22 protein-coding genes are annotated in these 24,372 nt (G+C 33.8%); 10 read left to right on the top strand and 12 right to left on the bottom strand.

The window, feature by feature from the left end; translation table 11 throughout:
* Window positions 1-36 precede the first annotated feature (36 nt).
* The 8 genes from GMC_RS0110625 to GMC_RS0110590 form a co-directional block, all read right to left on the bottom strand.
* Window positions 37-1,824 (bottom strand): cytochrome c oxidase subunit I, encoded by a 1,788-nt coding sequence (locus tag GMC_RS0110625; RefSeq protein WP_010522115.1) that lies wholly within the window; start codon window positions 1,822-1,824, stop codon window positions 37-39.
* A 113-nt stretch (window positions 1,825-1,937) separates the two neighbouring features.
* Window positions 1,938-2,996 carry a cytochrome c oxidase subunit II gene (locus GMC_RS0110620; RefSeq protein ID WP_010522114.1) on the bottom strand — a complete coding sequence of 353 codons (1,059 nt, stop codon included), beginning with the start codon at window positions 2,994-2,996 and terminating at the stop codon, window positions 1,938-1,940.
* Window positions 2,997-3,029: 33 nt separating this feature from the next.
* A complete protein-coding gene (locus tag GMC_RS0110615; RefSeq protein WP_010522113.1) occupies window positions 3,030-4,412 on the bottom strand; it encodes an urease accessory protein UreE in 1,383 nt (460 codons plus the stop codon).
* A 28-nt stretch (window positions 4,413-4,440) separates the two neighbouring features.
* Complete coding sequence (locus GMC_RS19735) at window positions 4,441-5,232, bottom strand: c-type cytochrome (RefSeq protein WP_010522112.1); 792 nt, start codon at window positions 5,230-5,232, stop codon at window positions 4,441-4,443.
* Between the two features lie 4 nt (window positions 5,233-5,236).
* Window positions 5,237-5,764: a DUF3341 domain-containing protein gene (locus GMC_RS0110605; RefSeq protein ID WP_010522111.1), complete on the bottom strand. Its 528-nt coding sequence runs from the start codon at window positions 5,762-5,764 to the stop codon at window positions 5,237-5,239.
* Between the two features lie 19 nt (window positions 5,765-5,783).
* Complete coding sequence (nrfD, locus tag GMC_RS0110600; protein ID WP_029489719.1) at window positions 5,784-7,235, bottom strand: NrfD/PsrC family molybdoenzyme membrane anchor subunit; 1,452 nt, start codon at window positions 7,233-7,235, stop codon at window positions 5,784-5,786.
* Window positions 7,236-7,265: 30 nt separating this feature from the next.
* On the bottom strand, window positions 7,266-10,373 hold the full coding sequence (locus GMC_RS0110595; protein WP_010522109.1) for a TAT-variant-translocated molybdopterin oxidoreductase: 3,108 nt from the start codon (window positions 10,371-10,373) through the stop codon (window positions 7,266-7,268).
* Window positions 10,374-10,473: 100 nt separating this feature from the next.
* Entirely contained in the window at window positions 10,474-11,763 is a 1,290-nt protein-coding gene (locus GMC_RS0110590) for a c-type cytochrome (RefSeq protein ID WP_010522108.1), read from the bottom strand.
* A 218-nt stretch (window positions 11,764-11,981) separates the two neighbouring features.
* Between GMC_RS0110590 and GMC_RS0110585 the strand changes: the two genes are divergently transcribed.
* Window positions 11,982-12,383 carry an SPOR domain-containing protein gene (locus GMC_RS0110585; RefSeq protein ID WP_010522107.1) on the top strand — a complete coding sequence of 134 codons (402 nt, stop codon included), beginning with the start codon at window positions 11,982-11,984 and terminating at the stop codon, window positions 12,381-12,383.
* A gap of 53 nt (window positions 12,384-12,436) precedes the next feature.
* Here GMC_RS0110585 and GMC_RS0110580 read toward each other — a convergent pair whose 3' ends face one another.
* Together GMC_RS0110580 and GMC_RS0110575 are read right to left on the bottom strand one after the other, a co-directional pair.
* On the bottom strand, window positions 12,437-12,931 hold the full coding sequence (locus GMC_RS0110580) for a hypothetical protein (RefSeq protein ID WP_010522106.1): 495 nt from the start codon (window positions 12,929-12,931) through the stop codon (window positions 12,437-12,439).
* 427 nt (window positions 12,932-13,358) lie between these two features.
* Window positions 13,359-13,643, bottom strand: coding sequence for a hypothetical protein (locus GMC_RS0110575; protein ID WP_010522105.1), 285 nt, complete (start codon window positions 13,641-13,643; stop codon window positions 13,359-13,361).
* Between the two features lie 598 nt (window positions 13,644-14,241).
* Here GMC_RS0110575 and GMC_RS0110565 point away from each other — a divergent pair.
* Window positions 14,242-15,159 (top strand): IS1595 family transposase, encoded by a 918-nt coding sequence (locus GMC_RS0110565; protein WP_010522104.1) that lies wholly within the window; start codon window positions 14,242-14,244, stop codon window positions 15,157-15,159.
* A gap of 55 nt (window positions 15,160-15,214) precedes the next feature.
* Here the strand turns inward: GMC_RS0110565 and GMC_RS0110560 are convergent, their stop codons facing one another.
* Entirely contained in the window at window positions 15,215-15,832 is a 618-nt protein-coding gene (locus GMC_RS0110560; protein ID WP_010522103.1) for a LysE family translocator, read from the bottom strand.
* Between the two features lie 573 nt (window positions 15,833-16,405).
* Here GMC_RS0110560 and GMC_RS0110550 point away from each other — a divergent pair.
* From GMC_RS0110550 to GMC_RS20725, 6 genes are all read left to right on the top strand, one after another.
* The gene (locus GMC_RS0110550; protein ID WP_010522102.1) at window positions 16,406-17,623 is read left to right on the top strand and encodes a hypothetical protein; all 1,218 of its coding nucleotides are present in this window, start codon (window positions 16,406-16,408) and stop codon (window positions 17,621-17,623) included.
* A gap of 770 nt (window positions 17,624-18,393) precedes the next feature.
* Window positions 18,394-18,741 carry a Kelch repeat-containing protein gene (locus tag GMC_RS20740; RefSeq protein ID WP_029489718.1) on the top strand — a complete coding sequence of 116 codons (348 nt, stop codon included), beginning with the start codon at window positions 18,394-18,396 and terminating at the stop codon, window positions 18,739-18,741.
* A gap of 63 nt (window positions 18,742-18,804) precedes the next feature.
* The gene (locus tag GMC_RS20735) at window positions 18,805-19,134 is read left to right on the top strand and encodes a Kelch repeat-containing protein (protein WP_029489717.1); all 330 of its coding nucleotides are present in this window, start codon (window positions 18,805-18,807) and stop codon (window positions 19,132-19,134) included.
* 11 nt (window positions 19,135-19,145) lie between these two features.
* Window positions 19,146-19,319, top strand: coding sequence for a DUF5060 domain-containing protein (locus tag GMC_RS23000; RefSeq protein ID WP_369073179.1), 174 nt, complete (start codon window positions 19,146-19,148; stop codon window positions 19,317-19,319).
* Window positions 19,320-19,911: 592 nt separating this feature from the next.
* On the top strand, window positions 19,912-20,382 hold the full coding sequence (locus tag GMC_RS20730) for a hypothetical protein (RefSeq protein ID WP_029489716.1): 471 nt from the start codon (window positions 19,912-19,914) through the stop codon (window positions 20,380-20,382).
* Window positions 20,334-20,870: a putative collagen-binding domain-containing protein gene (locus GMC_RS20725; protein WP_029489715.1), complete on the top strand. Its 537-nt coding sequence runs from the start codon at window positions 20,334-20,336 to the stop codon at window positions 20,868-20,870. The genes GMC_RS20730 and GMC_RS20725 overlap by 49 nt, the downstream gene beginning before the upstream one ends.
* Window positions 20,871-21,461: 591 nt before the next feature.
* Here the strand turns inward: GMC_RS20725 and GMC_RS0110500 are convergent.
* A complete protein-coding gene (locus tag GMC_RS0110500) occupies window positions 21,462-22,169 on the bottom strand; it encodes a porin family protein (RefSeq protein ID WP_010522101.1) in 708 nt (235 codons plus the stop codon).
* A gap of 232 nt (window positions 22,170-22,401) precedes the next feature.
* Here GMC_RS0110500 and cysS point away from each other — a divergent pair, with 232 nt between their 5' ends.
* Together cysS and yidD are read left to right on the top strand one after the other, a co-directional pair.
* The gene (gene cysS / locus GMC_RS0110495; protein ID WP_010522100.1) at window positions 22,402-23,895 is read left to right on the top strand and encodes a cysteine--tRNA ligase; all 1,494 of its coding nucleotides are present in this window, start codon (window positions 22,402-22,404) and stop codon (window positions 23,893-23,895) included.
* Window positions 23,895-24,119, top strand: a complete 225-nt coding sequence (gene yidD, locus GMC_RS0110490; RefSeq protein ID WP_010522099.1) for a membrane protein insertion efficiency factor YidD — start codon at window positions 23,895-23,897, stop codon at window positions 24,117-24,119. Before cysS ends, yidD begins: the two co-directional genes overlap by 1 nt.
* Window positions 24,120-24,372: the final 253 nt, after the last annotated feature.

Here is a 24,372-nt window from a genome sequence, read left to right as displayed (position 1 = left end):
TTTTAGTAATCTATATAAAATAATACATAGTTTATATTAATGATGCAACTCTTCTTCATTCTCCTGTAAAGGAATCACCTGAGGTGCATAATCCTGACCAGCTATTACATATTCACCATCAGCATTTGTTTTACTATAGTCGTAAGGCCAACGGTAAACAGTTGGTAGTTCACCAGGCCAATTACCATGAACATGCTCTACTGGTGTAGTCCATTCTAATGTATTAGATTTCCATGGATTCATAGTAGCCTTTTTACCATAAAACATAGAGTATACAAAATTGTATAAAAATACCAATTGTGCTGCCGCAGTGATTATTGCAAACACTGTGATTAACACATTAGTATCTGCTAAATCGTCAAAATATGGGAAATTTGTATATGTATAGTACCTACGTGGTAACCCTGCCATACCCACAAAATGCATTGGAAAGAAAACTCCGTAAGCTCCAATTGCAGTTACCCAAAAGTGAACATATCCCAAGTTTTTATTCATCATTTTACCGTACATTTTAGGGAACCAGTGATACACACCTGCAAATAGTCCGTATAAAGCAGAAATACCCATTACCAAGTGAAAGTGTGCAACTACAAAGTAAGTATCATGCACGTTAATATCTAACGTACTATCTCCTAAAATAATTCCTGTTAATCCACCCGTAATAAATGTAGATACCAAACCAATTGAAAATAACATAGCTGGATTAAACTGTAAATTACCTTTCCAAAGCGTAGTAATATAATTGAATGATTTTACTGCAGATGGAATAGCAATTAACAAGGTTGTAAATGTAAATACGGATCCTAAAAATGGATTCATCCCGGATACAAACATGTGGTGACCCCAAACAATTGTAGATAAAAATGCAATAGCTAATATCGATCCTACCATGGCACGGTACCCAAAAATAGGTTTCCGTGAGTTTGTAGCAATAATTTCAGAAGTAATACCCAATGCAGGTAACAGTACAATATATACCTCAGGGTGACCTAAAAACCAAAATAAATGCTCAAACAATACTGGTGAACCACCTTGGTTATGCAATACTTCACCTTTAATAAATATATCACTTAAATAAAATGAAGTTCCAAAACCTCTATCCATTATTAATAGTAATGCTGCCGAAAGCAATACCGGAAATGAAACAATACCAATAATTGCGGTTACAAAGAAAGCCCAAATAGTTAACGGCATACGTGTCATTGACATTCCTTTGGTACGTAAATTAATTACAGTAACTACATAATTCAATGAACCAAGTAATGACGATGCAATAAAAATAGCCATAGAAACCAACCATAATGTCATACCCATACCTGAACCAGGCATTGCCTGTGGCAAAGCACTTAGTGGTGGATAAATTGTCCAACCTGCTGCTGCTGGACCAGCCTCAACAAATAAAGAAAACACCATTATTATACTACTCAAAAAGAATAACCAATAAGATACCATATTCAAAAATCCTGAAGCCATATCACGTGCTCCAATTTGTAGTGGAATTAATAAATTACTGAACGTACCACTCAAACCAGCTGTTAATACAAAAAATACCATAATAGTACCATGTATAGTAACCAACGCCAAGTATACATTAGGATCCATGACACCATCGGGTGCCCATTTACCCAACAATACCTCAAAAATTGCAAAAGACTGCTCAGGCCATGCAATTTGCATTCTAAACAATAATGACATTGCTATACCAATAATACCCATAAGCAAACCAGTAATTAAGTACTGTTTTGAAATCATCTTATGGTCTTCACTAAAAATGTATTTAGTGATAAATGTTTCTTTGTGATGTCCGTGTCCTTCTGCTGACATAATTTAAAACCTTTTGTATATTTTATATTATAAATATCTTATAAATTATCGATAAATGGAATCGAACAAATTATAAAATTATACTTCATTTATTAAAATTGATCCTAAAACTATTATTTAGAAACTAATTGACGAAATGTTTCCTGCTCGGCAATCCAATTATTATAATCTTCCTCTGATTCAATAACAATTTTCATTTGCATGTTAAAATGCGAAGCTCCACAAATTTTATTACACAATAAGTAATAATCAAATTCATAAGGTTCAAGCACTTCTTCCCCTTCAGCTGCCAAATCAATACTCTTTTCTCTTCTGATGTCATTAATTGTCTGCACTTTATCCACCATAAAGTCTGAAGCCCTCATATCCTCAGTAGTCATCGTAGGCGTATAAGAAAACTCAGTAATCATACCGGGAACCACATTCATTTGCGCTCTAAAAAAAGGCATATAAGCTGAGTGTAACACATCTTGAGATCTCATTTTAAAAATTACTTTTTTACCCACAGGCAAATGCAATTCATTAACAATGATATCATCTTGAGCATAAGCATCTGAAGCATCTACACCCAAAGTGTTAACACCTTCAATGAAACGCACATTAGCTTTTCCCAATTCATTGTCGGCACCAGCATAACGTGCCCTCCAATCGAACTGATATGCGTACAATTCAACAACTAAAGCATCCTCTTCATCATCAATACTCATGATATCAACCCAAGTATACAGTCCATATATAATAAGCGCAGCTAATGTTACAATTGGAATTGCAGTCCATACAATTTCAAGTAAATTACTATCCGCAAAAAAAGTAGCCTTATTTTCCTTTTTACCTCTGTATTTGTAGGCAAAAAAATGTAACAAGCCTTGTGTTAAAATTTGTACAAACATAATTAACACTACCGAAATCATCATTAAACGATCATATTCTGCACCATGTTCTGAAGCTGCTTCTGGCAAAAAATAACTGTTATACTGTACAAAACACCAAATGGTTAATAAGTATAAAAAAACAACAAAAGCAAGCATCAATTTCCCTTGCATTGAATTATCCTTGTCGTTTGCCACTTCGGAATTGTCAGTTGACCCTTGTGACAATTCTAAAATTTTAGAAAGTTGCCAAAAAGTGATTCCCAAAAGGGCTACTACTAGTAAGATTAAAAAAATCGTCATTGTAATCTATCTTAATTTAATGTCTAAATTCTATTAATAATGGAAATGCTTACTTTCTCCAAGTAATGGATTTCCTTTAGGTACTAATGGTGCTTTTGTAAGCGCATTGAACACTACAAATATGAATATTCCTAAGAATAACAAAACAGCACTTATTTCTGAAATACCTATAAACCACGATTGGCCTACTGTTGCTGGCATTACCATGTTGTACACATCAACATAATGTCCTAAAAGAATAACAATACCTGCCATTACTACAATCCAGTTAATACGTTTGTAATCAGTGTTGATCATTACCAGTACAGGAAATAAGAAATTCATGATAAGCATACCAAAAAACGGTAATTTATAATCATTGATACGCGTAATAAAATAGGTAACTTCTTCAGGAATGTTTGAATACCATATTAACATGAACTGAGAAAACCATAGGTAGGTCCAAAATACACTAATACCAAACATAAATTTAGCTAAGTCATGTATGTGACTATTATTAACTTGCTCTAAGTATCCTTTAGATTTTAAATAAATAGTTACTAAAGCAATTACAGTAATCCCACTTACAAATAAACTTGCAAATACATACCATCCGAATAACGTACTAAACCAGTGCGGATCAAAACTCATGATCCAATCCCATGACATCATAGATTCAGAATAGATAAAGAAAACTAAAAATACAGCAGAAAGCTTAAAACTCTTTTTGTACCACACATTTCCTTCTGGACTTTCATCTTGATTACGAGAATATTTTACTGCAAAATGACGGTATAAACTCCATACACCAATATAAATTGCGGCTCTTATTAAAAAGAAAGGCACATTTAACCAACCCGACTTACCTTGAATTAATTCATCATGTGCAACTACTTCTGGATCCATCCATACAAATAAATGATTCATATGAAAACCAGATAATGCTAAAATTACAAAAAGAATAATTCCTCCTGGCAATAAGTAAGCAGTAATACCTTCCATAACTCGTAACAATAAAGGAGACCAACCTGCTTGTGCTGCAAATTGAATAGCATAAAATGCCAATACACCTAAAGCAATCATAAAGAAAAAGAAAGCCGCTACATACAATGCTGCCCAAGGCTTATTTTGCAATTGATGCAACACATGCTCGTAATGTTTATCACCACCATGCGCATCATGTCCTGCTTCAGCAGCTCCATGACCATGCGCATCTTTTTTATGATCAGCGTGTGTATCACCTCCATGTGCATGGGAATCGTGCGTTGCAGCTGGTGCGTGTGAAGCACCATGATCGTCGTGATGACTCGCCGCTAAATGTTCTTTAACTTCCTCAATTGTGCTTGGCGCAGAAACAAAACCTATTGCTAATCCAATAGCTCCTACTACCATCAAAATGATAGGAATTAATTTTAAATTTTTTGATAACGTATACATATCTTAAAAAATCGTTATTCGTATTTAATTATTTTTTTCCAGCTTCTTTGTGAGAGTGATGTGATTTACCCCCTAAAAGATCTTTTTTACTATGCGAAACTTTTTCTTTTTCACCATCTCCATCATCATTATGCGTTTCCATAGTTCCATCATGATCAAGATCAGCTTCATCACTTAACCTAATCACATTCTGTTGACCTAAAATAGCTTCTTCATTGTTGATTGCAACTAATGCGGCTTTATCAATTCTTGGTGTTTTACCTTCTAGCTTCGCTTTTAGTGATTGTACATATTGTACAATTTGCCAACGCTCTTCAATGCTTGTTTGCGATGCATAAGACCCCATTGAATTGATCCCCCAATACATTACATGATAAATACTTCCTTCGGTGATTGCTCTCCCCACATCATCATAACTAGGTACCCCTAAAATTTTCTCTCTTTTTACCAAAGTACCTTTACCGTTACCTTTATCTCCATGGCAAATAGCACAATAAATTGTATACAATTGCATACCAGTAGCTTCGTTCTCCTTAGTATATTGTATAGGATTTTTCAATGATGCCTTTGCTTTAGCATATCCTTTTGGCGAATTTTCATAATCATAAGGCAACCATCCTCTGTGTACTGTACCATCAACGGGCTTTAATGCTTCAGAATTATCATTTTCCGAAAAAATATCATGAGCACTATACGCTTCATAAGCAACAGACTCATACATATTAGGAAAGTACTGATAGTTTGGTTTTTTCTTACTATTACAAGAAGTAACCAATGCAACAGCTGCAAACGCAAATAATGAATTAATTAATGTTCTCATAAAGCTACTCCTTATCTTTTAAGTTAATTTCAACAGCACCAGTATCTTTTAAAAACGCTGTCAATTCGTCAACATCAGTGTGACTTGCATCTACTTCCACCAAAAAATGATCATCAGTAGTACGCTCATCTGGATTTTCTGCTTTTTTAAATGGCCACAATTTACTTCTCATATAAAAAGTAATTACCATTAAGTGAGCGGCAAAAAATACCGTAAGCTCAAACATAATTGGTACAAATGAAGGTAAATTTTCAATATAACTAAAACTTGGTTTACCTCCTATATCCTGCGGCCAATCTTCGATCATGATATAATTCATCATAGTAATTGCCACAGTTAAACCAACTAATCCATATAAAAAAGAGCATATAGCCAAACGTGTGTGTGGCAAGCCCATCAATTTATCTAGTCCGTGCACTGGAAAAGGTGTAAACACCTCTTCAATATGGTAGTGCTTAATTTTTAATGCTTTTACTGCATCCATCAATACCTCATCATCAAGGTAATAGGCATGAACAACTTTTGAAGCCATCTATAGTTTCTTTTATAGTTTAGTGATGGTCGTCGTGACTATCAGCTAATAATTCAACAATTCCTTCAGCTCTCTCATAAGTAGGCTTTCCTGCCTCTCTTAATTTTTTGTACTTCTCGCCCGAAGATTTCAATATCGATTTTACTTCAGCTTGTGCTATTACAGGAAATGTACGCGAGTACAATAAGAATAACACAAAGAAGAAACCAATTGTTCCAATGAAAATTCCAATATCAACAAATGTTGGCGAGAACATTGTCCATGATGATGGTAAATAATCACGGTGAAGTGAAGTAACAATAATCACAAATCGCTCAAACCACATCCCTATATTTACCACAATTGATATAAAGAAAGAAAACATAATACTTCTTCTCAATTTAGGAAACCACATGAACTGTGGTGAAAACACATTACAAGTCATCATTGCCCAGTATGCCCACCAGTAAGGACCTGTTGCTCTATTTAAAAATGCATACTGCTCATATTCCACGCCAGAGTACCACGCTACAAAAAGCTCAGTAATATACGCTACACCTACTATTGAACCTGTAATCATAATTACAATATTCATCAATTCGATATGTTGCAAAGTAATGTAGTTTTCCAAATGGCATACTTTACGCATGATAATTAACAAAGTATTTACCATAGCAAAACCTGAAAAAATTGCACCAGCAACAAAGTATGGTGGAAAAATTGTAGTATGCCAACCTGGAATAACTGATGTTGCGAAGTCAAAAGATACAATAGTATGTACTGAAAGTACTAATGGAGTTGCTAAACCTGCCAATACAAGAGATACTTCTTCAAAACGTTGCCAATCTTTAGCACGACCAGACCATCCGAATGAAAGTACACTGTAAATTTGTTTAGTAAAAGGAGTAACTGCCCTATCACGTATCATCGCAAAATCAGGCAACAAACCGGTCCACCAGAATACCAATGATACCGACAGGTAAGTTGATATTGCAAATACATCCCAAAGTAATGGAGAGTTAAAGTTTACCCATAAAGATCCAAATTGATTTGGAATAGGTAATACCCAGTATGCCAACCACGGACGTCCCATGTGAATAATTGGAAACAATCCTGCTTGCATTACCGAAAAAATTGTCATTGCCTCCGCAGAACGGTTAATTGCCATACGCCATTTTTGACGGAACAATAGCAATACTGCTGAAATCAGAGTTCCTGCGTGACCGATACCTACCCACCAAACAAAGTTGGTAATATCCCAGGCCCATCCTACTGTTTTATTTAATCCCCAAGTACCAATTCCTGTGGCAATGGTGTAAGTCATACAACCCAATCCCCAGGCAAAAGCTACAAATGCAATGGAAAATACAATCCACCATTGTTTGTTTGCTTTTCCTTCAACAGGCGCTACAACATCCAAAGTTACATCGTGGTAACCTTTATCGCCTGTTACAAGAGGTCTTCGTATAGGTGCTTCGTAATGAGACATAATATACTATCTGTTAGTTTCTTTGTTAATTAATTAAGCTTCTTTTGTATTACGTACTTTTACCTGGTACTGTACATTTGGTTTTGTCCCCACATGCTCCAATAAGTGATACATACGATCGCTTTCAAGTGACTTTGCCACTTTACTCGACTTATCATTAACATCACCAAATATTATCGCTCCACTGACACACGCATTTGAGCAAGCAGTTTGGAATTCACCATCTTCAATAACACGTCCATCTCTCTTGGCATCTAAAATTGTTTTTTGTGTCATTTGCATACACATAGAACATTTTTCCATTACCCCACGCGAACGTACCGTAACATCAGGATTAACTACCATACGACCTAAATCATTATTCATATGGAAATCAAACTCATCATTTTGATTGTACAAGAACCAGTTAAAACGACGCACTTTATACGGACAGTTGTTAGCACAGTAACGTGTACCCACACATCGATTATAAGCCATGTGATTTTGACCCTGACGCCCGTGAGATGATGCCGCTACCGGACATACTGTTTCACATGGCGCATGATTACAATGCTGACACATTACTGGTTGGAATGCCACCTGCGGATTTTCCGAAGCCACTTCCATTTCACCAAAACCAGATAAGTTTTCACCTAGTCCTGCAAAACCTTCTTTCTTTTCATTATCGCCTTCAAAAGTTTCTTCTGAAGAATAATACCTATCAATACGCAACCAGTGCATATCACGCGAGCGACGTACTTCAGACTTACCAACAACCGGAACGTTATTTTCAGCATGACACGCTACTACACATGCACCACAACCAGTACACGCATTTAGATCAATAGACAAATTAAAATGATGACCTACTGAACGATCAAACTCATCCCATAAATCAACATCTGGCGAAGTCACTGGAGTCTCTTCATGATCCAACGAAACCATTGGTGTTGGATTATAAGCAGGTTTATCTTTTGTATTAAATATCTCTAAAGTCGTTTCCTTAATAATATCACCACGACCCATTAATGTTTTTTGCAATTGCACACAAGCAAACTCATGCACTCCTGAAGCTTTATCAACCTTAACAGATTGCACGCTGTTGAAGTTTTGGTATAGCGGATAGGCATTTAAACCTACTTGCATCTCTTCCTTCAATCCTTGCTTTCTTCCGTAACCAAGCGCTAATCCTACTGATCCTTTAGCTTGGCCAGGTTGTATAATAACAGGAACATTTTCAAGCTTAACACTACCCACAGTAACCGTAGCATAACTTCCGTTTAATGCTCCGTTGGCTACATTTTCATTTTCTAAACCTAAACTATCCGCATCAGCCTTTGAAACTGTTAAGTAATTATCCCAAGATGCTCTTGTTATTGGATCAGGTAATTCCTGCAACCAAGGATTTGAAGCTTGATTACCACTCCCCATTGAGGTTTTAGTATACAATGTTAACTCCAACCCTTTTGCTTTCGCAGAAGTTAAGCTTCTTACAGAAGTAACAAAAGAACTTGTAAAAACAGGAGTTTCTCGCACTTCTTCATCAGCTTCTTCAGATTCAGCTGAAGCAACAACTTTTGCTATTTTATTTGATTTAAATACACCATCATGTAGCGCTCTGTTATAAGAAGCACCACCTAAAATTGACGTATTCCAAACATTTTTAATGTAAGCATCATAGGTTAAATCAGAACCTATTAATTGTAAAAGAGTATCTTGAAACTGACGCGTTTTAAACAAAGGTCTAATTGTTGGCTGCACCAAACTATAAATCCCTTTATTAATTTCTACATCACCCCAAGATTCCAAATAATGTGGCGTAGTCGCTACAAATTCACATAAAGTAGCAGTTTCATCATTATTTGAAGCAAAGGAAACTGTAGTACCTACTTTTTTCAAACCGTCAACAAATGATTTAGAGTTTGGCAACGTGTAAACAGGATTAACTCCCGCTATTAACAATGCCCCTACTCTACCTGCATTCATATCAGCTACCAAGGCTGCAACTTTTTTCGCATCACCTTGACTGGTTAATTTAGGACGATCAGCATCATATACTTTACTCCCTAATTTATTATTAATTGCCAGGGCAATTACCTGCGCATCTTTATCTTGAATTCCTGTTACAACGACAGCTTTACTCCCAGCAGCTTTTAATTGTTGCGCCGCTTTTTTTACTGTTTCTTTTATTGGAGCTGGCAAACTTGCGTTTACTGAATATCCCATTACAAAACCATACAATGCCGCCAACACCTGCTTTTGTTGCGATGGCGTAACAGCCACTCGCTTATCTGCATTAGCACCAGTCAACGTCATATTAGCTTCAAACTGCACGTGACGTGACATTATTCCATCTTGAGGAATACGTCCTTTAGCGTATCCTGCATCATAACCTCCACCTTGCCAATCTCCCAAGAAATCTGCACCAATACCTACAATAGTATCCGCTTTTTCAAAATCATAACTAGCTAAACCACGGATACCGTATACTTGCTCATAAGCATTTAAAGCCTCAGTATTTGAAACTGAATCGTAAACTACTTGAGAAACACTTGTGTATTTCGAAGCAAATTCATCAATTAACTTTTTAGTAGAAGGACTGGCAAACGTCTGCGTTAACAAAACGATTTTGCCAGAAGTTTTTCTTAACTTATCTGCTAATTGTTTATCAAATGAAGCCCAATTAGTATCTTTTCCACCAACTTGTGGTGATTTTAATCGCGTATTGTCATACATTGACAATACAGAAGCATGTACACGAGCGTTTGCAGCTCCGTTTGCACCAGCTAATCGATTACTTTCAATTTTAATTGGCCTACCTTCTCGAGTTTTTACAAGTACGTTAGCAAAATCAAAACCATCAGCAATTGTAGTTGCATAATAATTAGCTACACCAGGAACAATTTGCTCAGGCTGCACTACATAAGGAATCGATTTTACTACAGGCCCCTCACATGCTGCTAAAGTTGCAGCAGCGGTGCTAAACCCAACATACTTCAAAAAATCTCTACGTGATGTAGAAGATTCATCAAGCACTTGCTTGTCTTCCAAAAAACCTTCCACCGGAATATCTTCAGAAAACTCATTTTGCTTGAGCGCCTCAACCATAGAGCTATCACTTAGCTCCTCAACACTTTTCCAGTATTTCTTGTTTGATGACATATATATAACTTATTTGCTTCTTAAATTATTTTTAGTTTTAAACCCTTGAATTAATTCTTAAGAGTTTTTCGACTTCTCGAAAAAGAAAAACGAATTTTCCTTAATAGTGACATTTCCCACACTCAAGACCACCCATTTGAGCTGCCGTAAGTTTATCAACACCATACTTTTTAGAAAGCTCCTCATGAATCTTTTCATAATACGCATTCCCCACCATATTTACATTAGTTTCTCGATGACAATTAATACACCAACCCATAGTTAATGGCGAGTATTGGTACATAATTTCCATTTCCTCTACTGATCCGTGACATTTTTGACATTGAACACCAGCAACCATAACGTGCTGCGAGTGGTTAAAATAAGCAAAATCTGGCAAATTGTGAATACGTATCCACTTTACAGGTTCAGTTTTACCCGTGTATACTTGTTTGCCTGCATCCCAACCTACAGCCTTGTATAATTTTTGAATTTGCTTGTTGTAATCCACGCCATATTCAGCCAATCCTTCTGCCTGAGTCTCCTCAGCAACTTCAGCAATTGATTTATGACAATTCATACACACATTTAATGAAGGTATTCCTGAATGTTTAGAAACACGTGCAGACGAGTGACAATATTTACATTCTATTTTATTTTCACCTGCGTGAATTCTATGTGAATAGTGTATTGGTTGTACTGGCTCATACCCTTGATCAACGCCTACTTGCATTAGAAAACCGTAGACAAAATACCCACTTATTAACAAAAAGAATACCGCTGAAACTAATAATAAAAATTGATTTTCAATAAACGCTTTCCAAATAGGTTTTCTTTCCTCTTTAACTGGTAATTCAACACCATTAGCTTGAGCAAATTTCCTTAACGTTTTATTAACCAAAAACAACACTCCAATTAATACAACTAAAACCAATGCAAGCAATCCTAACACTATAGAATTTGTAGCACTAGAATCCGAAGAACCTCCTCCTGCTTGAGCTCCTGCAACTGGCACAGCTCCTGCTGGTTTTTCAGGCTTCGGCTCCATTACATAAGCAAGTATATTATCAATATCACCATTGGATAATTGAGGAAAAGAATTCATAGGAGTTTTATTGTACTCCTCATAAATAGCAATTGCCTCTGCATCTCCTGAAGCTATTAAAGCCGAACTATTTTTAATCCACTTATATAACCATTCAGTACTATGACGCTCCGTAACACCATAAAGTGCCGGACCCGTAGCTTTTTTGTAACGTTTGTGGCAAGCTGCACATAGCGAATTAAACAACTCTTTACCCTTTGCTGCATCTGCTTGTGCATAAGTGATAGTAGTTGAAAACGTAAGTAGAAATGCAAGACCTAAAAGAAGTAGTTTAGAAACTGAATTTCGGTGTTTTACCTGTCTCATATTAAATTATAGAGTTATCATCTAATTTTTGGCACGAATTCTGCAAATAAATATTACAAAATCAATACATAAATTGCAGAGCAAAAGTACTACATAAAGTCGGTTTGCAAAATGTTCCCCTGAGCTTAAAACCTAATTTATAAATATTCTAAATAAAGAATTTTATCAACCATATAGGCTTTTCTTTTACATTTGTATAGATCAAAAATTACAACACAATGAAATTCAGTTTTCAAGCATTATTACTTCTTTTTTTTATTTTGAGCAGCTCAATTTGTGCGCAAGATGAAACGATCAATGCTAATTTGCAAGCAAATACCCCTGCTAATGTCATCATAAATGCAGATCCAAACATTACTAAATTAATTAAAACTAAGTTTGCCGAAAGCAATAAGGATACTTATAAAATTCAATTGTATTACGGGGGCTTAAACAAAGCCCATAGCGTTTTAAGTAATTTTAACGCTAAATTTACAGACTGGCCCGGAAAGATAGAATATGAAACCCCTAATTACAAAGTGTGGGTGGGAAATTTTCAAACACGTTTGGATGCCGATAGAGCACTTATGAAAATCAGCAAGAGTTTTCCTCATGCTTTTATTTTTAAACCCGAAAAGTAACCCTTAACTATCAATTTGCTCGCAACACATTACTACTATAATTCCAATTGTGTTTATTTAATCATCCGTTTATTTAAAGGAATCACTTTAGAAACAGTACTATTTTGTTCTATATTTAAAATTTTTTTGATCAACTTAGCGCCTTCACTCCTTATCAATCTTAGATAGGTCATTTCTTTAGTAATTACATCCAAGATATCGATGGGTAAGGAAGTATCTTTTAAAACATTATTGCAAAGATTGATTAATGAATTATCAAACTTCAGGCACTTTTTTACTTCCATAATTTGTTGATCTTGGGAGGTAGCAATCTTTAATATCTCTGTGCCAAGTGATGTTGGTCTTTTTTTGATGTATGTCATATCGGGTTCGATGTCATTTTTAACAAATGCCGCTATCAATTGATTACAAAAATTATTTCTTTTTGCACTTTGGTAATGTAAAAACCTTGAAAATTCCACAATATCCACTTTTTCGGCTGATTCAAAAAACATACGCTCCACTTCAAATGTCAACTGCAATAGTTTTTGAATTTTAGACTCTTCCATAATTCTAAGGTGTTTAAATTGTTATATTATTATAACTATGTAATGATTGCCATTCCAAAAAAAATTGATTAAAATTTTCAATTGCACTTTCTAAAATGTTTTGTCAATAAAACCATAGTAGTATTCATTCTTTTTTTAAAAAGGATATGAACAACATGGTTTCCAAAATTCGATTTCGGTAACGAATGTAAGATATAGATCAATCATGCCTATGGTGTATCCAACTTTTAAAGTTTGTAGTTTTTCCAGTAATACTATTTTTCAAAAAGTATAGTTTACTTACAAATTCTAACTAATATCCTTCGGTAAAAAAGTAATAGTAAAAGCTCCTTTTTTGTACTGGTATACCTTTCATCAATGAATAAATATACCGCCAGACCATAAGCAAAATCAAAGTTTTCTGGCTCGGAGCTTTTTATTAGCTGTTTTACCGAGCACTATGCAGATAAACTAATTTATCAGTAGTACTAGCGGGATCACTTTTGGATTCAATTAGCTTTTTAATTTTTGATATTTCAATAGAATTAAGCATCAAGTTCCAATTAATGTTAAGAATGTTTTCTTGGATTTCGATAGGCAACTTTTCATCATTTAAAATTTCATCACATAAATCAATAACTTTATTGTCTTCTGATAAACAAAGACTTAATCTTTTCTCGTAATCAAAATTTTCTAATTCACTAGTGATTAGGTATCCATTTGTAAAAAGCAAATTTTTTGAAAAATGAAAATCTTCATATTCAAATTCGTTATTTGCTAATGCCTCAATAAGAGAAATTTTTAGACTATTTCTAATCGAGCTTTGATGATTTAAATGTCTTTTTAAAATGGTTTCCTTAATTAGATCGGCAATTTCAAAATATTTATTTTCAGCAAGAGATAACTGTTTAATTAACCTGGTTAATATTTTTATTTTTCATGAGGTCCTCTTTTTAATTATTACATAAAATCTTCAAAATAAGATTCCACTTCACTTATTAACTCAAAATCAAATGAACCTTCTAAATCAGATTCAAACATTTGGGGTTGATTTGTTTCATCTATTGATCGTATCATAACTTTTTTTTAATTAAGAAATAAAATTAGTAAAAGCCAAGAGCTAAAATCTTGCATAATTTTTTTAAAATGTTGTAAAATTTTTAGAATGAAGAAACTTTATACTTAAATGTATCGTAATCCATTAATTTAAAGAATTGCAATAATGAATTTTGAAGTAATACGATATGAGTATATTCTTTAATTCATATCCGCAAAAGATCCTAAATTGAAATAATTTTTGTATATTGTATTGAATTAAATATGGTTAAATCATGAATATATTTTCTTTTGGGGCAGAATTCACAGATGAAAAAAGTTGTCGTCTTCATTTTAAGGAACAACGAGATAAGCAAGGTGTTATTTGCAAGCGTTGCCAAAGTACAGACCATTATTGGTTAATCAATAAGTGGAGTTACCAATGTAAATCGTGCAATTCTAGAACTTCATTACGTAGTGGTACTATCATGGAAAGTTCAAAGTTGTCTTTTATGATATGGTATAAAACGATCTTCCTTTTGAGTGCCACCAAGAAAGGGTTTTCTTCAAAAGAAATACAGCGCCAGTTAGGATTAAAGCGCTATGAGCCTGTATGGGCTATGGTTCACAAGTTACGTAAAGCAATGGGACAACGAGATGATAGATATACCTTGGAAGGGATGATAGAAATGGATGAAGGTTATTTTACTATAGAAGCATCAGAGCAAGCCCAAAAAACTCAGAAGTCAGGCCGTGGTAGCAAGATCAAGTCTAATGTTATGATAATGGCTGAAAGTACGGTTCTGGAAGATATTGATACAGGAAAGCAAGAAAGGCAGTGTAGGTATTTTAAAGCTAAAGTATTGACAAGCCATAAAGCAGATCAAACGGATGATACTTTACAATCAGCAATAGATAATGACCAAACTATTGTCTTCACGGATCAAAGTACTTCATATGTAAATATCGCTGATTATGTAGAAGTACATATGAGTGAAAAATCGAATGAACAGACTACCAAAGAAACTTTGAAGTGGGTGCATATAGCTATCAGTAATGCAAAGAGGAACTTTGTAGGGACTTATCATAAAATTAAAGCCAAATATCTTCAACTCTACCTTAACGAATTCGTATACAAACTTAATAGAAGGTATTTTGGAGAGAAAATCTTTGACAGGCTAGTAATAGCTAGCATTACAGCAAATGGACACTAAGCGGATATACATTTATTCTTTTATAAAATTTAAAGGAGTTGCAAAAATTGATTATTTAAATGTAACTTAAGAGATTGCCTAATCCTACAATACCTGTTACGCAACCTAGTACAAGATCCATCTTTGTAGCGATGTGTGAAATGCTTTTTTCAATTTTACTAGCAACAATTGCATATATTGTATATACTACTAATGATCCAGTTATGGAGCCCAGTGAGAAGTACATACTATTTACTAAGGAATAAGTGAAATGACCTAACTCTGTTAAAAATGAAATTACTAGAAAATAAAATGGAATAGCAAATGTATTGATAAATGAAATCCATAAGCCACGCACAAATGCATTTTTAGGCTTTCCTTTTTTATTTATTTTACGTGTAGATGGAGTAAAATATTTTCGAAAGAAATTAAACGATAATATGAGTAATATTCCGATTCCAACTTTTTGGATTACATGAATGTATTCCGAATTTTTGACCAGCACACTCGATAAATACGCTCCTAAATTGGCTTGAAAAAAAAGAATAAAACAGATCCCAAATATTAGATAAAAAGATGATTTTTTACCATATTTTAAGTTGAATTTAATAACAGTTAAATTTAAAAAGCTTGGTAGTATGCTTCCAAGTATTGAAGAAATTAAACCCAAGATTATGTAACTAACACTTATCATATACTATTTTTTAAAACAAAAAAACAAGTACTTAATATATTAGTTTACCTCATTTGCTAAAAATATAAACTGATTCCTAATCATTTTGATGTAACAAATTTTAATGGTATAATTTTAGGATTTAGATATTTAAACAGACTGTAGCTTCTGCAATAGCAATTTAGGATTTCTAACTAAGGATAATACTCTAAAGGGTATCTCTAAAAACTGATTCCTCCAACAAATTTGATTTTGTGCTTTTTTTTGAATTGTAGTTTTTTAGCACCTACTTTTCTGAAAAACGTACTGCCCATTGAATTTTCCATAAACCCAAAAACGTATTCTACTCCGTACTCGAATTTTTGATTTCTCTTTATTATTAGATTTTTGTTGCTCAGTTAAAGGGTTATTTCTATAAAACATCCTTTTCAGTGATAGTTACCCCCTGAATTCAGTGGATTCAAATAAGTTCAATTAGTTTAATCTTGTAATTTAAAATTCGTTAAAAATTTAAAAAACACTGAATTCAGGGTAAAACAATAATATTTACCATCATAATTTTACGTTTTCAACAACTCTAAATTTTTAAAAGTTATGATTAATAAAATTAAAAAGATTGCAACATTATCAGCAGCACTATGCTTTTCATTGTTTATCTCATGTGAAACGGACGGCATAAAGGAAAATGCATTTGATACTAAAACCTCAAATCCGCTACCTATATCTTTCGAGCAATTATCTGATAATTCTTCAGCATTAAATGAACTTAAGACAGCCGCTAAAGTATTAGATACTAATCAAAAACCGCTACCTAATATAGTTTTGGATACCGTAATAACATGGGCTGCATCAGATGGTTTTTATTATGAAAAAATTGGAGAAGATGTGTATGGCAATCCTGATAAAGGAACTACAATAAAATACTCTATTGTTTTTGAAGATTCTAATTATACCTATGTTTACAATAGCAGTAACAGCGATTATATTGCATTACCTAAATGGGACAATACCAAATTAAGAAACTCTTTTACTTATTCTTTTGAAAGCAAATCTTGGTCTTTAAATAGATTAGTTAGATATCAAGTTCAAAATTCAGATCCCAATTTCAACACGTATTACAGTGCCATAACTGATAGTAGAATAAGATTTGGATGGTACATAGACTCAAGAGACACCTATGCAAATTATAGGCATGATGTATTTCTGAATGGAGTAAAAATTGAAGAAAATCACACCTTTAGAGCAAGAGGTAATTATTACAGCATCAATTCATTAAATGAAAATACCACGTATAAAATAAAAATAGTAGCAAAAGATCAAAATAATGAAGGCAAATTGAGAATTAAATACTTTTCGCAAAAAACTGCTAACAAAATTTTTATTTCAGATTTTGAAATTAAGGCATTAAAAATTACTGACAATAGCGTTAAATTTTCTTGGACTATTCCTGAAATTACAAATTCATCTGCAAGTATTGCGTATTTTCAACTACAATTTTCAAACATTTCCGATGGAATTCATGGAAGTATTGGCACAACCTTAGGAAAAACTGTTGATTTAGATAATGAAGTAACCCTTAACTTTTTGTTTAATGCTGATGGAAAAATCAACGGTATTTATTCTCCTGAAACTATCGGCCCTAATTCGCGTGAGGTTGGATACATTAATGAATTTTCAAGAACAATACTACCCCAGTCAATCTCTTTTTATTTAATTGTTGATGTAGTTGTACCTAGTAATAATCCCAATGAACCTTATTATACTGAGTATAAAAGAGAACGCTTAGGTCCAATTCAGTTGTTGCAAAATTAATTTAGATTAACGCCATTTATTAATAATACAATTTCAGACATTAAATTACTGTATAAAACCAATATTGGCATACCATCAAAAAAAGCATTTAACTTTAAAAAGGTTAGATGCTTTTTTGCTACTCAAAACTTGATATCACTTACAATTTTAAAAATAATTGTAAAGGCTGCCCTTTATAAAGTACAATCTTACACCGTTTCGGGAGTTAAATTACTCCTTTAAAAAAGTTTTTTTTGCTCGATACTTCAAAATAAAAAATATCCGATTTTTATTAGAGTAATCTAAAATCAGAACTGATATTAGTTACCCCAAACTAGGTAATTATTTTAAGCTAATTTACTCTTTGAAAATATTAACACCTTAATAATAGACACTATTCGTTACAGTAATATTCAATATTATCTTAAAAATGAAGCTAAATGTTATAAATTACAGGGACATTCTTGTTGATTAAAGTGTTATGAGACTAAAACTGAAATTTAAGTTTATATTTTTTATTGGTATATTTTGCTTGGCTAGTTGTCAGCACAAAGTAGTTGCGCAATGGCAATGAGAAACACTTGAAACCAAAGGACAACCGACAGCTAGGCATGAGGCTGGTTTTGCAGCATATAAGTCAAAGCTCTATTTAATTGATGGTCGGCGGATCAATCCAACATCTGTTTTTGATCCTTCTACAAATTCATGGGAAGAAAAAGTTGCTACTCCAATTGAAGTCCATCATTTTCAGCCTGTAGTTATTGGTAACGCCATTTATATAATTTGGAGCAATGACTGGTCAATGGCCAAATGAAAAGCCATTAAATCGTGTACTTGTTTTTTACCCAGACCAAAATAAATTTACGTTTGGTGATTCCATTCCCATCCACCGAAGACGAGGAGGATGTGGCGCTGTAACCTATAAAAATAAAATTTACTTAATTGGCGGTATAACTAATGGACATTTAAAAGGATACCAACCATGGTTTGATGTGTACGATCCTAAAACAGGAAGCTGGGAAGTACTTGAGGATGCTCCCTACACTAGGGATCACTTTCAGGCAGTTATTAATAAGGATAAGCTTTATACTTTTGCTGGACGCCGAACCTATAAAGCTACAAATCAGGATATTTCGTAAACCGTTTCACACGGAAATTGTTATAATTTTTTGACTAACAAATGAGAGCCCGTGACCAATAACATGAAAATTCCAATTCAAACCGCAGGTAATTCAGCCTTTTCTTGGAACGGTAAAATAATCATTGGAGGAGGTGAAAGTGATAGGCAATTGAAAGTTCATCATGAGGTTATTGCCTTTAATACCGATAGCAACACATGGAATAATTGGCCAAATTTAAATACAGGAAGACATGGAACGGGTTTTGCTCGGGTGGCTAATTATATATACACTGCTTCTGGTTGTGGCAACCGTGGTGGAACCCCTGAACTTGTTTCCATTGAGCGTTTAAAGCTCCCTGAACACCATTCAAATACCTATTTAAAAGTAAGGATTCCACAGCAGTTTTTATGAAATAGCATACAATTACTTTAGATTTCAAGGGGCCTGAAACTGACGAGGCTGCCGTTTATAATCCTTTTCTTAACTACAAACTCATTATACATTTTACACATAAACAAACCAAAAAAAGCATTCGTGGTTATTTTGCTGCTGATGGTAATGCTGCTGAAACTAGTGCAACAACTGGTAACATTTGAAGGGTTCATTTTACTCCCAAACTAACAGGTCAATGGAATTATAAAGCACAATTACTTAAAGGCAACGATATTGCTGTTACTGAAAAATCAATAACCCCGGAAACAATTGCACTTTCAAATGCATCGGGTAATTTTATAATCATCCCTTCCGACAAGGAAAAAAAATAATTTTAAAGCTAATGGCTTTTTAAAAGTTTCAAATGGCTACCTCAAATTTAAAAATAAAGAAAAGTACTGGATAAAAACCGGAGCAAATAGTCCTGAAAATTTTTTAGGTTACCAAGATTTTGATAACACCTTCAGAATTAAAACTGAGTCCCGAGCTTATGAAGCTGCCCCTCCTAATACTATTCAATCATACAAACCCCATATTCAAGATTGGAAAACTGGTGATCCTACCTGGAAAAACGATAAGGGTAAGGCAATTATTGGTGCTATTAATTATTTAGCGGAAAAAGGAATGAATTCCGTATACTTTTTAACGCTAAATATTTTAGGTGATGGAAAGGATGTGTGGCCTTATATAAATCCTAAAGACCTTACCCAATTTGATGTAAGTAAATTAGCGTAGTGGGAAATTGTTCTTAAACACATGCAGTCTAAAGGCATAGCGCTTCATGATGTATTACAAGAAACCGAAAATGAAATTATGCAGGACAACGGAAATTTAGGAAAACTCAGAAAACTTTACTTAAATGAATTGATTGCGAGATTAGGACATCATTTAGCATTAATTTGGAATTTAGGTGAGGAAAACGGCCCTGCACATTGGTCTCCAAAAGGTCAAAATGATACACAACGAAAAAACATGGCTAAATTTATCAAAAATAATGATCCATATAAACATCCAGTAGTTGTTCATACTCATGCAATTGATTCCACGCGTAATAAAATTTTAAATCCAATTTTAGGATTTAGTTATTTGGACGGACTATCGCTTCAGCAGGAGCAAAGAGAGCTGACAAGCGAAGCGGTAACGTATTGGCACAAAAAATCCAGCGAAGCTGGCAATAAATGGATGAAATTGGACTTTGGCATACTGGTGCTTTGCCAGATTCATTAGATCCTACTCACAATCCTTTGCGACAACATGTTTTATGGGGATCATTACTATCAGGAGCCGCAGGTGTCGAATGGTATTTTGGAGCTAAACACCCTCATAACGATTTAAGTTCCGAGGATTGGAGGCAACGCAACCAACTTTGGGAACTTAATAAAATTGCTAAAGACTTTTTTAATGAACACCTTCCTTTTTGGCAAATGCAACCAAAGCATGAATTGCTGAGTATCAAAAATGGATATTGCTTTCAACTCCCTAACGAAATCTACGCAATTTATCTTCCTAAATTAAATAAAGACATTACCATTAATTTAAAAGCTGCCAAAAATAAATTTAAAGTATTTTGGTATGATCCGTTAGTTGGGGGGAAACTCAAAATAGGCTCAGTACCAATTATAACTGGGAGTAACCATAGAAACTTAGGATTTCCAACTACGGATAATACTCTAAATTTAAATAAGGATTGGGTGGTTTTACTAAAAAAGTTATAAAATCTGAATTTTTATACTGCTTCCTGCATTCAAATTTCACACCTAAAATGAAAAACTGTATCAATTACAAACTAGCACAATAAACTATAAATACGTTTTTCATCCTGCTTTTTAAGCATTTAAACATTTAAATGCGTTTTTACTAAAAAAAATAAAAATAATAAGTAGGGTAAAAGCTATACCAGCTGTTGTATTAGTACAAAACAAATAATTAATAACCTTTAAAATTTTTATTATGAAAAGTTTTTTCAATCCAACAGTTAAAGTAAGCTTAAAAAAATTTATTAAGTACGTTAAAGCGTTAAACCTACCTGCGGCATGTGCCTATGCAATTCACCGTTAAATTATCGATTTAGCTATGATTGTTTAGTGATATTTTAAAAGTCATCATGCTCATAAATTGATACAAATTCAAAACCCTTTAAAATTAACAAGCTATGAAAAAAAGTAATTTATTTTTTGACAAAAGAACAAATTTTGTAGTATTACAAAACGCAAACAACAGAACATTATGCAATTATGTTACAGGAAATTTAATGCTTTGGATAATACTACAAGTTATTTTTTAAAGCAAAACTCGGTGGTTAAATTTTACAATATATAAAACATTAAACCAAGTTTAACCACCGAAAATCCTCCTTGCTGATCTTCAATTTGTACTGATTTATCAAAGAAACTATTCAAACTATAATACAAATGAAAGTTAAATGTATTCCAACCAAAACTTAATGTAGCGCCCAACCTTAAACGATCCAATCCATCAGGTTTTCTTTCTTTAAATTCAACGCCATTATTGTCCTTAAATTTAGCACTAAAAAAATGCATGTAGCCAAAACGCATTCCTGCATAAATACGCCAAAATTTATAAGTGCTTGGTGTTGATGTACGCCACCTTAATTCTAAAGGCAACTCAACTAAATGCGTTATAAACTGGCTCCTACCCGTACTATTTTCATCTGTAGCTGCTACAAAAGTGGTCTGGTTTACAGTCGCATTATCTGGTATTACTACTAATGTATGATTGTATGTATTAACCGAATATCCAAGCCCTAATCCTAATCCAAAACTCCTTTTTTTATTAAAAGGGATATCTCGAATTACACCAAGATGCAAACCGCCAGAAAATCCAGACTGCGATATTGTTTCTGGTCGATCTCCTATCACATTAAATGTAATCCCTAAATAAACTTGGTCTTCCCTGTAAAGTGAATCAACTTCAGGAAAAACCAGAGATTGCTCTTGCTGCCCAAATGCAATTATAGAAATTAAAGTAGTTATAAAAAGCATCAAATACTTCATACTGTAAATATACTATTCTCCTTTTCTAAAACAATTTCAAAACACACAATAAATGAACCCTAAAATCAATTGATCATATTTTTAAAATTCTAACTTAAAAGTAATTGATCTATACAAACATCAAATGGCTATAAAAAATATGAACATGCTGCACTGTATTTTGTGACAAAATTCACTGAACCTACAAAATAGTTAGTATTTTTGAATTCAAATTTTGCAAAAGCGACTTCTTATGACACCCTTACCTTTGTACAACCAACAATCGGTAACCATTTACAATTCCTTATCGGGAAACAAAGAAACCTTTATTCCAATTGTTGAAGGGGCAATAGGAATGTACGTATGCGGACCAACCGTTTATAGCAATGTGCATTTAGGAAATTGTCGTACGTTTATTTCGTTTGATTTAATATTTAGATATTTAAAACACTTAGGATATAAAATTCGTTACGTACGTAATATCACTGATGCAGGACATTTGGAAAATGATGCAGATGAGGGTGAAGATAAAATAACCAAAAAAGCCCGCTTGGAGCAAATTGAACCTATGGAGGTAGTGCAACGCTACACCTTAGATTTCCACTCTATTTTACAACAGTTTAACAATTTACCTCCCAGCATTGAACCTACCGCTACCGGACATATTGTAGAACAAATTGAAATTATAAAAACTATAATTGACAATGGTTTTGCCTATGAAGTAAACGGTTCAGTATATTTTGACGTAGTTAAGTTTAATGAAACCAACGATTACGGAAAACTGAGTGGACGTAATTTAGAAGACATGATCAATAACTCGCGTGAGCTGGCGGGACAAAGCGAAAAAAGAAATCCACAGGATTTTGCGTTATGGAAAAAAGCTGACCCTGAACACATCATGCGATGGCCAAGCCCCTGGAGTGATGGTTTTCCTGGTTGGCACCTGGAGTGTACCGTAATGAGTACAAAATACTTAGGTGAAGAATTTGACATTCATGGAGGTGGTATGGATTTAAAATTCCCACACCATGAATGCGAAATTGCCCAAGGTGAAGCCGCTTGCGGAAAAACACCTGTGCGTTACTGGATGCACGCTAACATGCTTACACTAAATGGTAAAAAAATGTCTAAAAGTACAGGAAATACTATTTTACCACATGAAATATTTTCTGGTGACAATACCATTTTAAACAAACCTTTTAAACCATCGGTAGTGCGCTTTTTTATCTTACAAGCACATTATCGTAGCATCATGGATTTTTCCAATGATGCTTTGGAGGCTTCAGAAAAAGGATTCTTAAAATTACTAGAGGCTATTCAGCATTTAGATACCCTTACGGGAGAAAAACAAACCACCAATTTTGACATTACCACATGGAAACAACGTTGTTATGACGCCATGAATGACGATTTCAATAGCCCAATTTTAATAGCTCACCTATTTGAAACAGTAAAATTTATTAACCAAGTTAAAGAGGGTAAGTCCAAAATATCAAAATCCGATTTGGCACTGCTGAAAAAAACTATGCATAATTTTACATTTGATGTGTTAGGCTTGCAAGCTTCAGCAGAAGCGACAAATGATATCACATCAAAACTGGATGGCGCAATTGAATTGTTAATTGAATTACGCAAGGAAGCCCGTTTGAACAAAGATTTTGCATTAAGCGATAAAATTAGAGATGAACTGGTTGAAAAAGGAATTCAACTAAAAGACGGCCGCGAAGGCACTACATACACCTATTAATGCTAAAAAAAATTTTAATAGCACCGTTTCTATTCTTGATTTTTATTTACAAAAATCTAATATCACCCTTTACCCCAGCTACTTGTAGGTATCAGCCCACCTGCTCGCAATACACTAAAGATGCTTTAATAAAACATGGCATCTTTAAAGGCAGTTGGCTAGGTCTTAAACGTATTTTAAGCTGTCACCCATGGGGCGGTAGTGGATATGATCCTGTTCCTTAGATATGGTTGATGGTTTAAATTAAAAAATAGTATGCTCTAAATTTTAATTCGCTTTTTTTCATAAAAAAGATGTAATTAATAATAATAATAATAATAACCCTTAGGTTAACAACACAATTATCAAGTTATAATTTTAATACTTATCTCATTATTGAGGTATAGCGTTACACCGTTTCTGATGATAAATTACTCAAATAAAAAATTATTTTTTTGAATCGGCAAAGGAAATATAGTTGTAACCTAAACTATTAAC

It is taken from the genome of Aquimarina agarivorans (assembly GCF_000218485.1).
GTDB lineage: Bacteria > Bacteroidota > Bacteroidia > Flavobacteriales > Flavobacteriaceae > Aquimarina > Aquimarina agarivorans.
This window is presented reverse-complemented; position numbering and strand designations above follow the sequence as displayed.

Bases quoted from the DNA above. Each gene is read 5' to 3' on its own strand.
- GMC_RS0110615 (WP_010522113.1), bottom strand. From the start codon at position 4,412: ATGTATACGTTATCAAAAAATTTAAAATTAATTCCTATCATTTTGATG.
- GMC_RS20735 (WP_029489717.1), top strand. From the start codon at position 18,805: ATGAAAATTCCAATTCAAACCGCAGGTAATTCAGCCTTTTCTTGGAAC.
- GMC_RS20740 (WP_029489718.1), top strand. From the start codon at position 18,394: ATGACTGGTCAATGGCCAAATGAAAAGCCATTAAATCGTGTACTTGTT.
- GMC_RS0110605 (WP_010522111.1), bottom strand. From the start codon at position 5,764: ATGGCTTCAAAAGTTGTTCATGCCTATTACCTTGATGATGAGGTATTG.
- yidD (WP_010522099.1), top strand. From the start codon at position 23,895: ATGCTAAAAAAAATTTTAATAGCACCGTTTCTATTCTTGATTTTTATT.
- GMC_RS0110500 (WP_010522101.1), bottom strand. From the start codon at position 22,169: ATGAAGTATTTGATGCTTTTTATAACTACTTTAATTTCTATAATTGCA.
- GMC_RS0110590 (WP_010522108.1), bottom strand. From the start codon at position 11,763: ATGAGACAGGTAAAACACCGAAATTCAGTTTCTAAACTACTTCTTTTA.
- GMC_RS0110565 (WP_010522104.1), top strand. From the start codon at position 14,242: ATGAATATATTTTCTTTTGGGGCAGAATTCACAGATGAAAAAAGTTGT.
- GMC_RS20725 (WP_029489715.1), top strand. From the start codon at position 20,334: ATGGATGAAATTGGACTTTGGCATACTGGTGCTTTGCCAGATTCATTA.
- GMC_RS0110585 (WP_010522107.1), top strand. From the start codon at position 11,982: ATGAAATTCAGTTTTCAAGCATTATTACTTCTTTTTTTTATTTTGAGC.
- GMC_RS0110625 (WP_010522115.1), bottom strand. From the start codon at position 1,824: ATGTCAGCAGAAGGACACGGACATCACAAAGAAACATTTATCACTAAA.
- GMC_RS0110560 (WP_010522103.1), bottom strand. From the start codon at position 15,832: ATGATAAGTGTTAGTTACATAATCTTGGGTTTAATTTCTTCAATACTT.
- GMC_RS0110580 (WP_010522106.1), bottom strand. From the start codon at position 12,931: ATGGAAGAGTCTAAAATTCAAAAACTATTGCAGTTGACATTTGAAGTG.
- GMC_RS19735 (WP_010522112.1), bottom strand. From the start codon at position 5,232: ATGAGAACATTAATTAATTCATTATTTGCGTTTGCAGCTGTTGCATTG.
- GMC_RS0110550 (WP_010522102.1), top strand. From the start codon at position 16,406: ATGATTAATAAAATTAAAAAGATTGCAACATTATCAGCAGCACTATGC.
- GMC_RS0110620 (WP_010522114.1), bottom strand. From the start codon at position 2,996: ATGACGATTTTTTTAATCTTACTAGTAGTAGCCCTTTTGGGAATCACT.
- GMC_RS20730 (WP_029489716.1), top strand. From the start codon at position 19,912: ATGCAGTCTAAAGGCATAGCGCTTCATGATGTATTACAAGAAACCGAA.
- GMC_RS0110595 (WP_010522109.1), bottom strand. From the start codon at position 10,373: ATGTCATCAAACAAGAAATACTGGAAAAGTGTTGAGGAGCTAAGTGAT.
- cysS (WP_010522100.1), top strand. From the start codon at position 22,402: ATGACACCCTTACCTTTGTACAACCAACAATCGGTAACCATTTACAAT.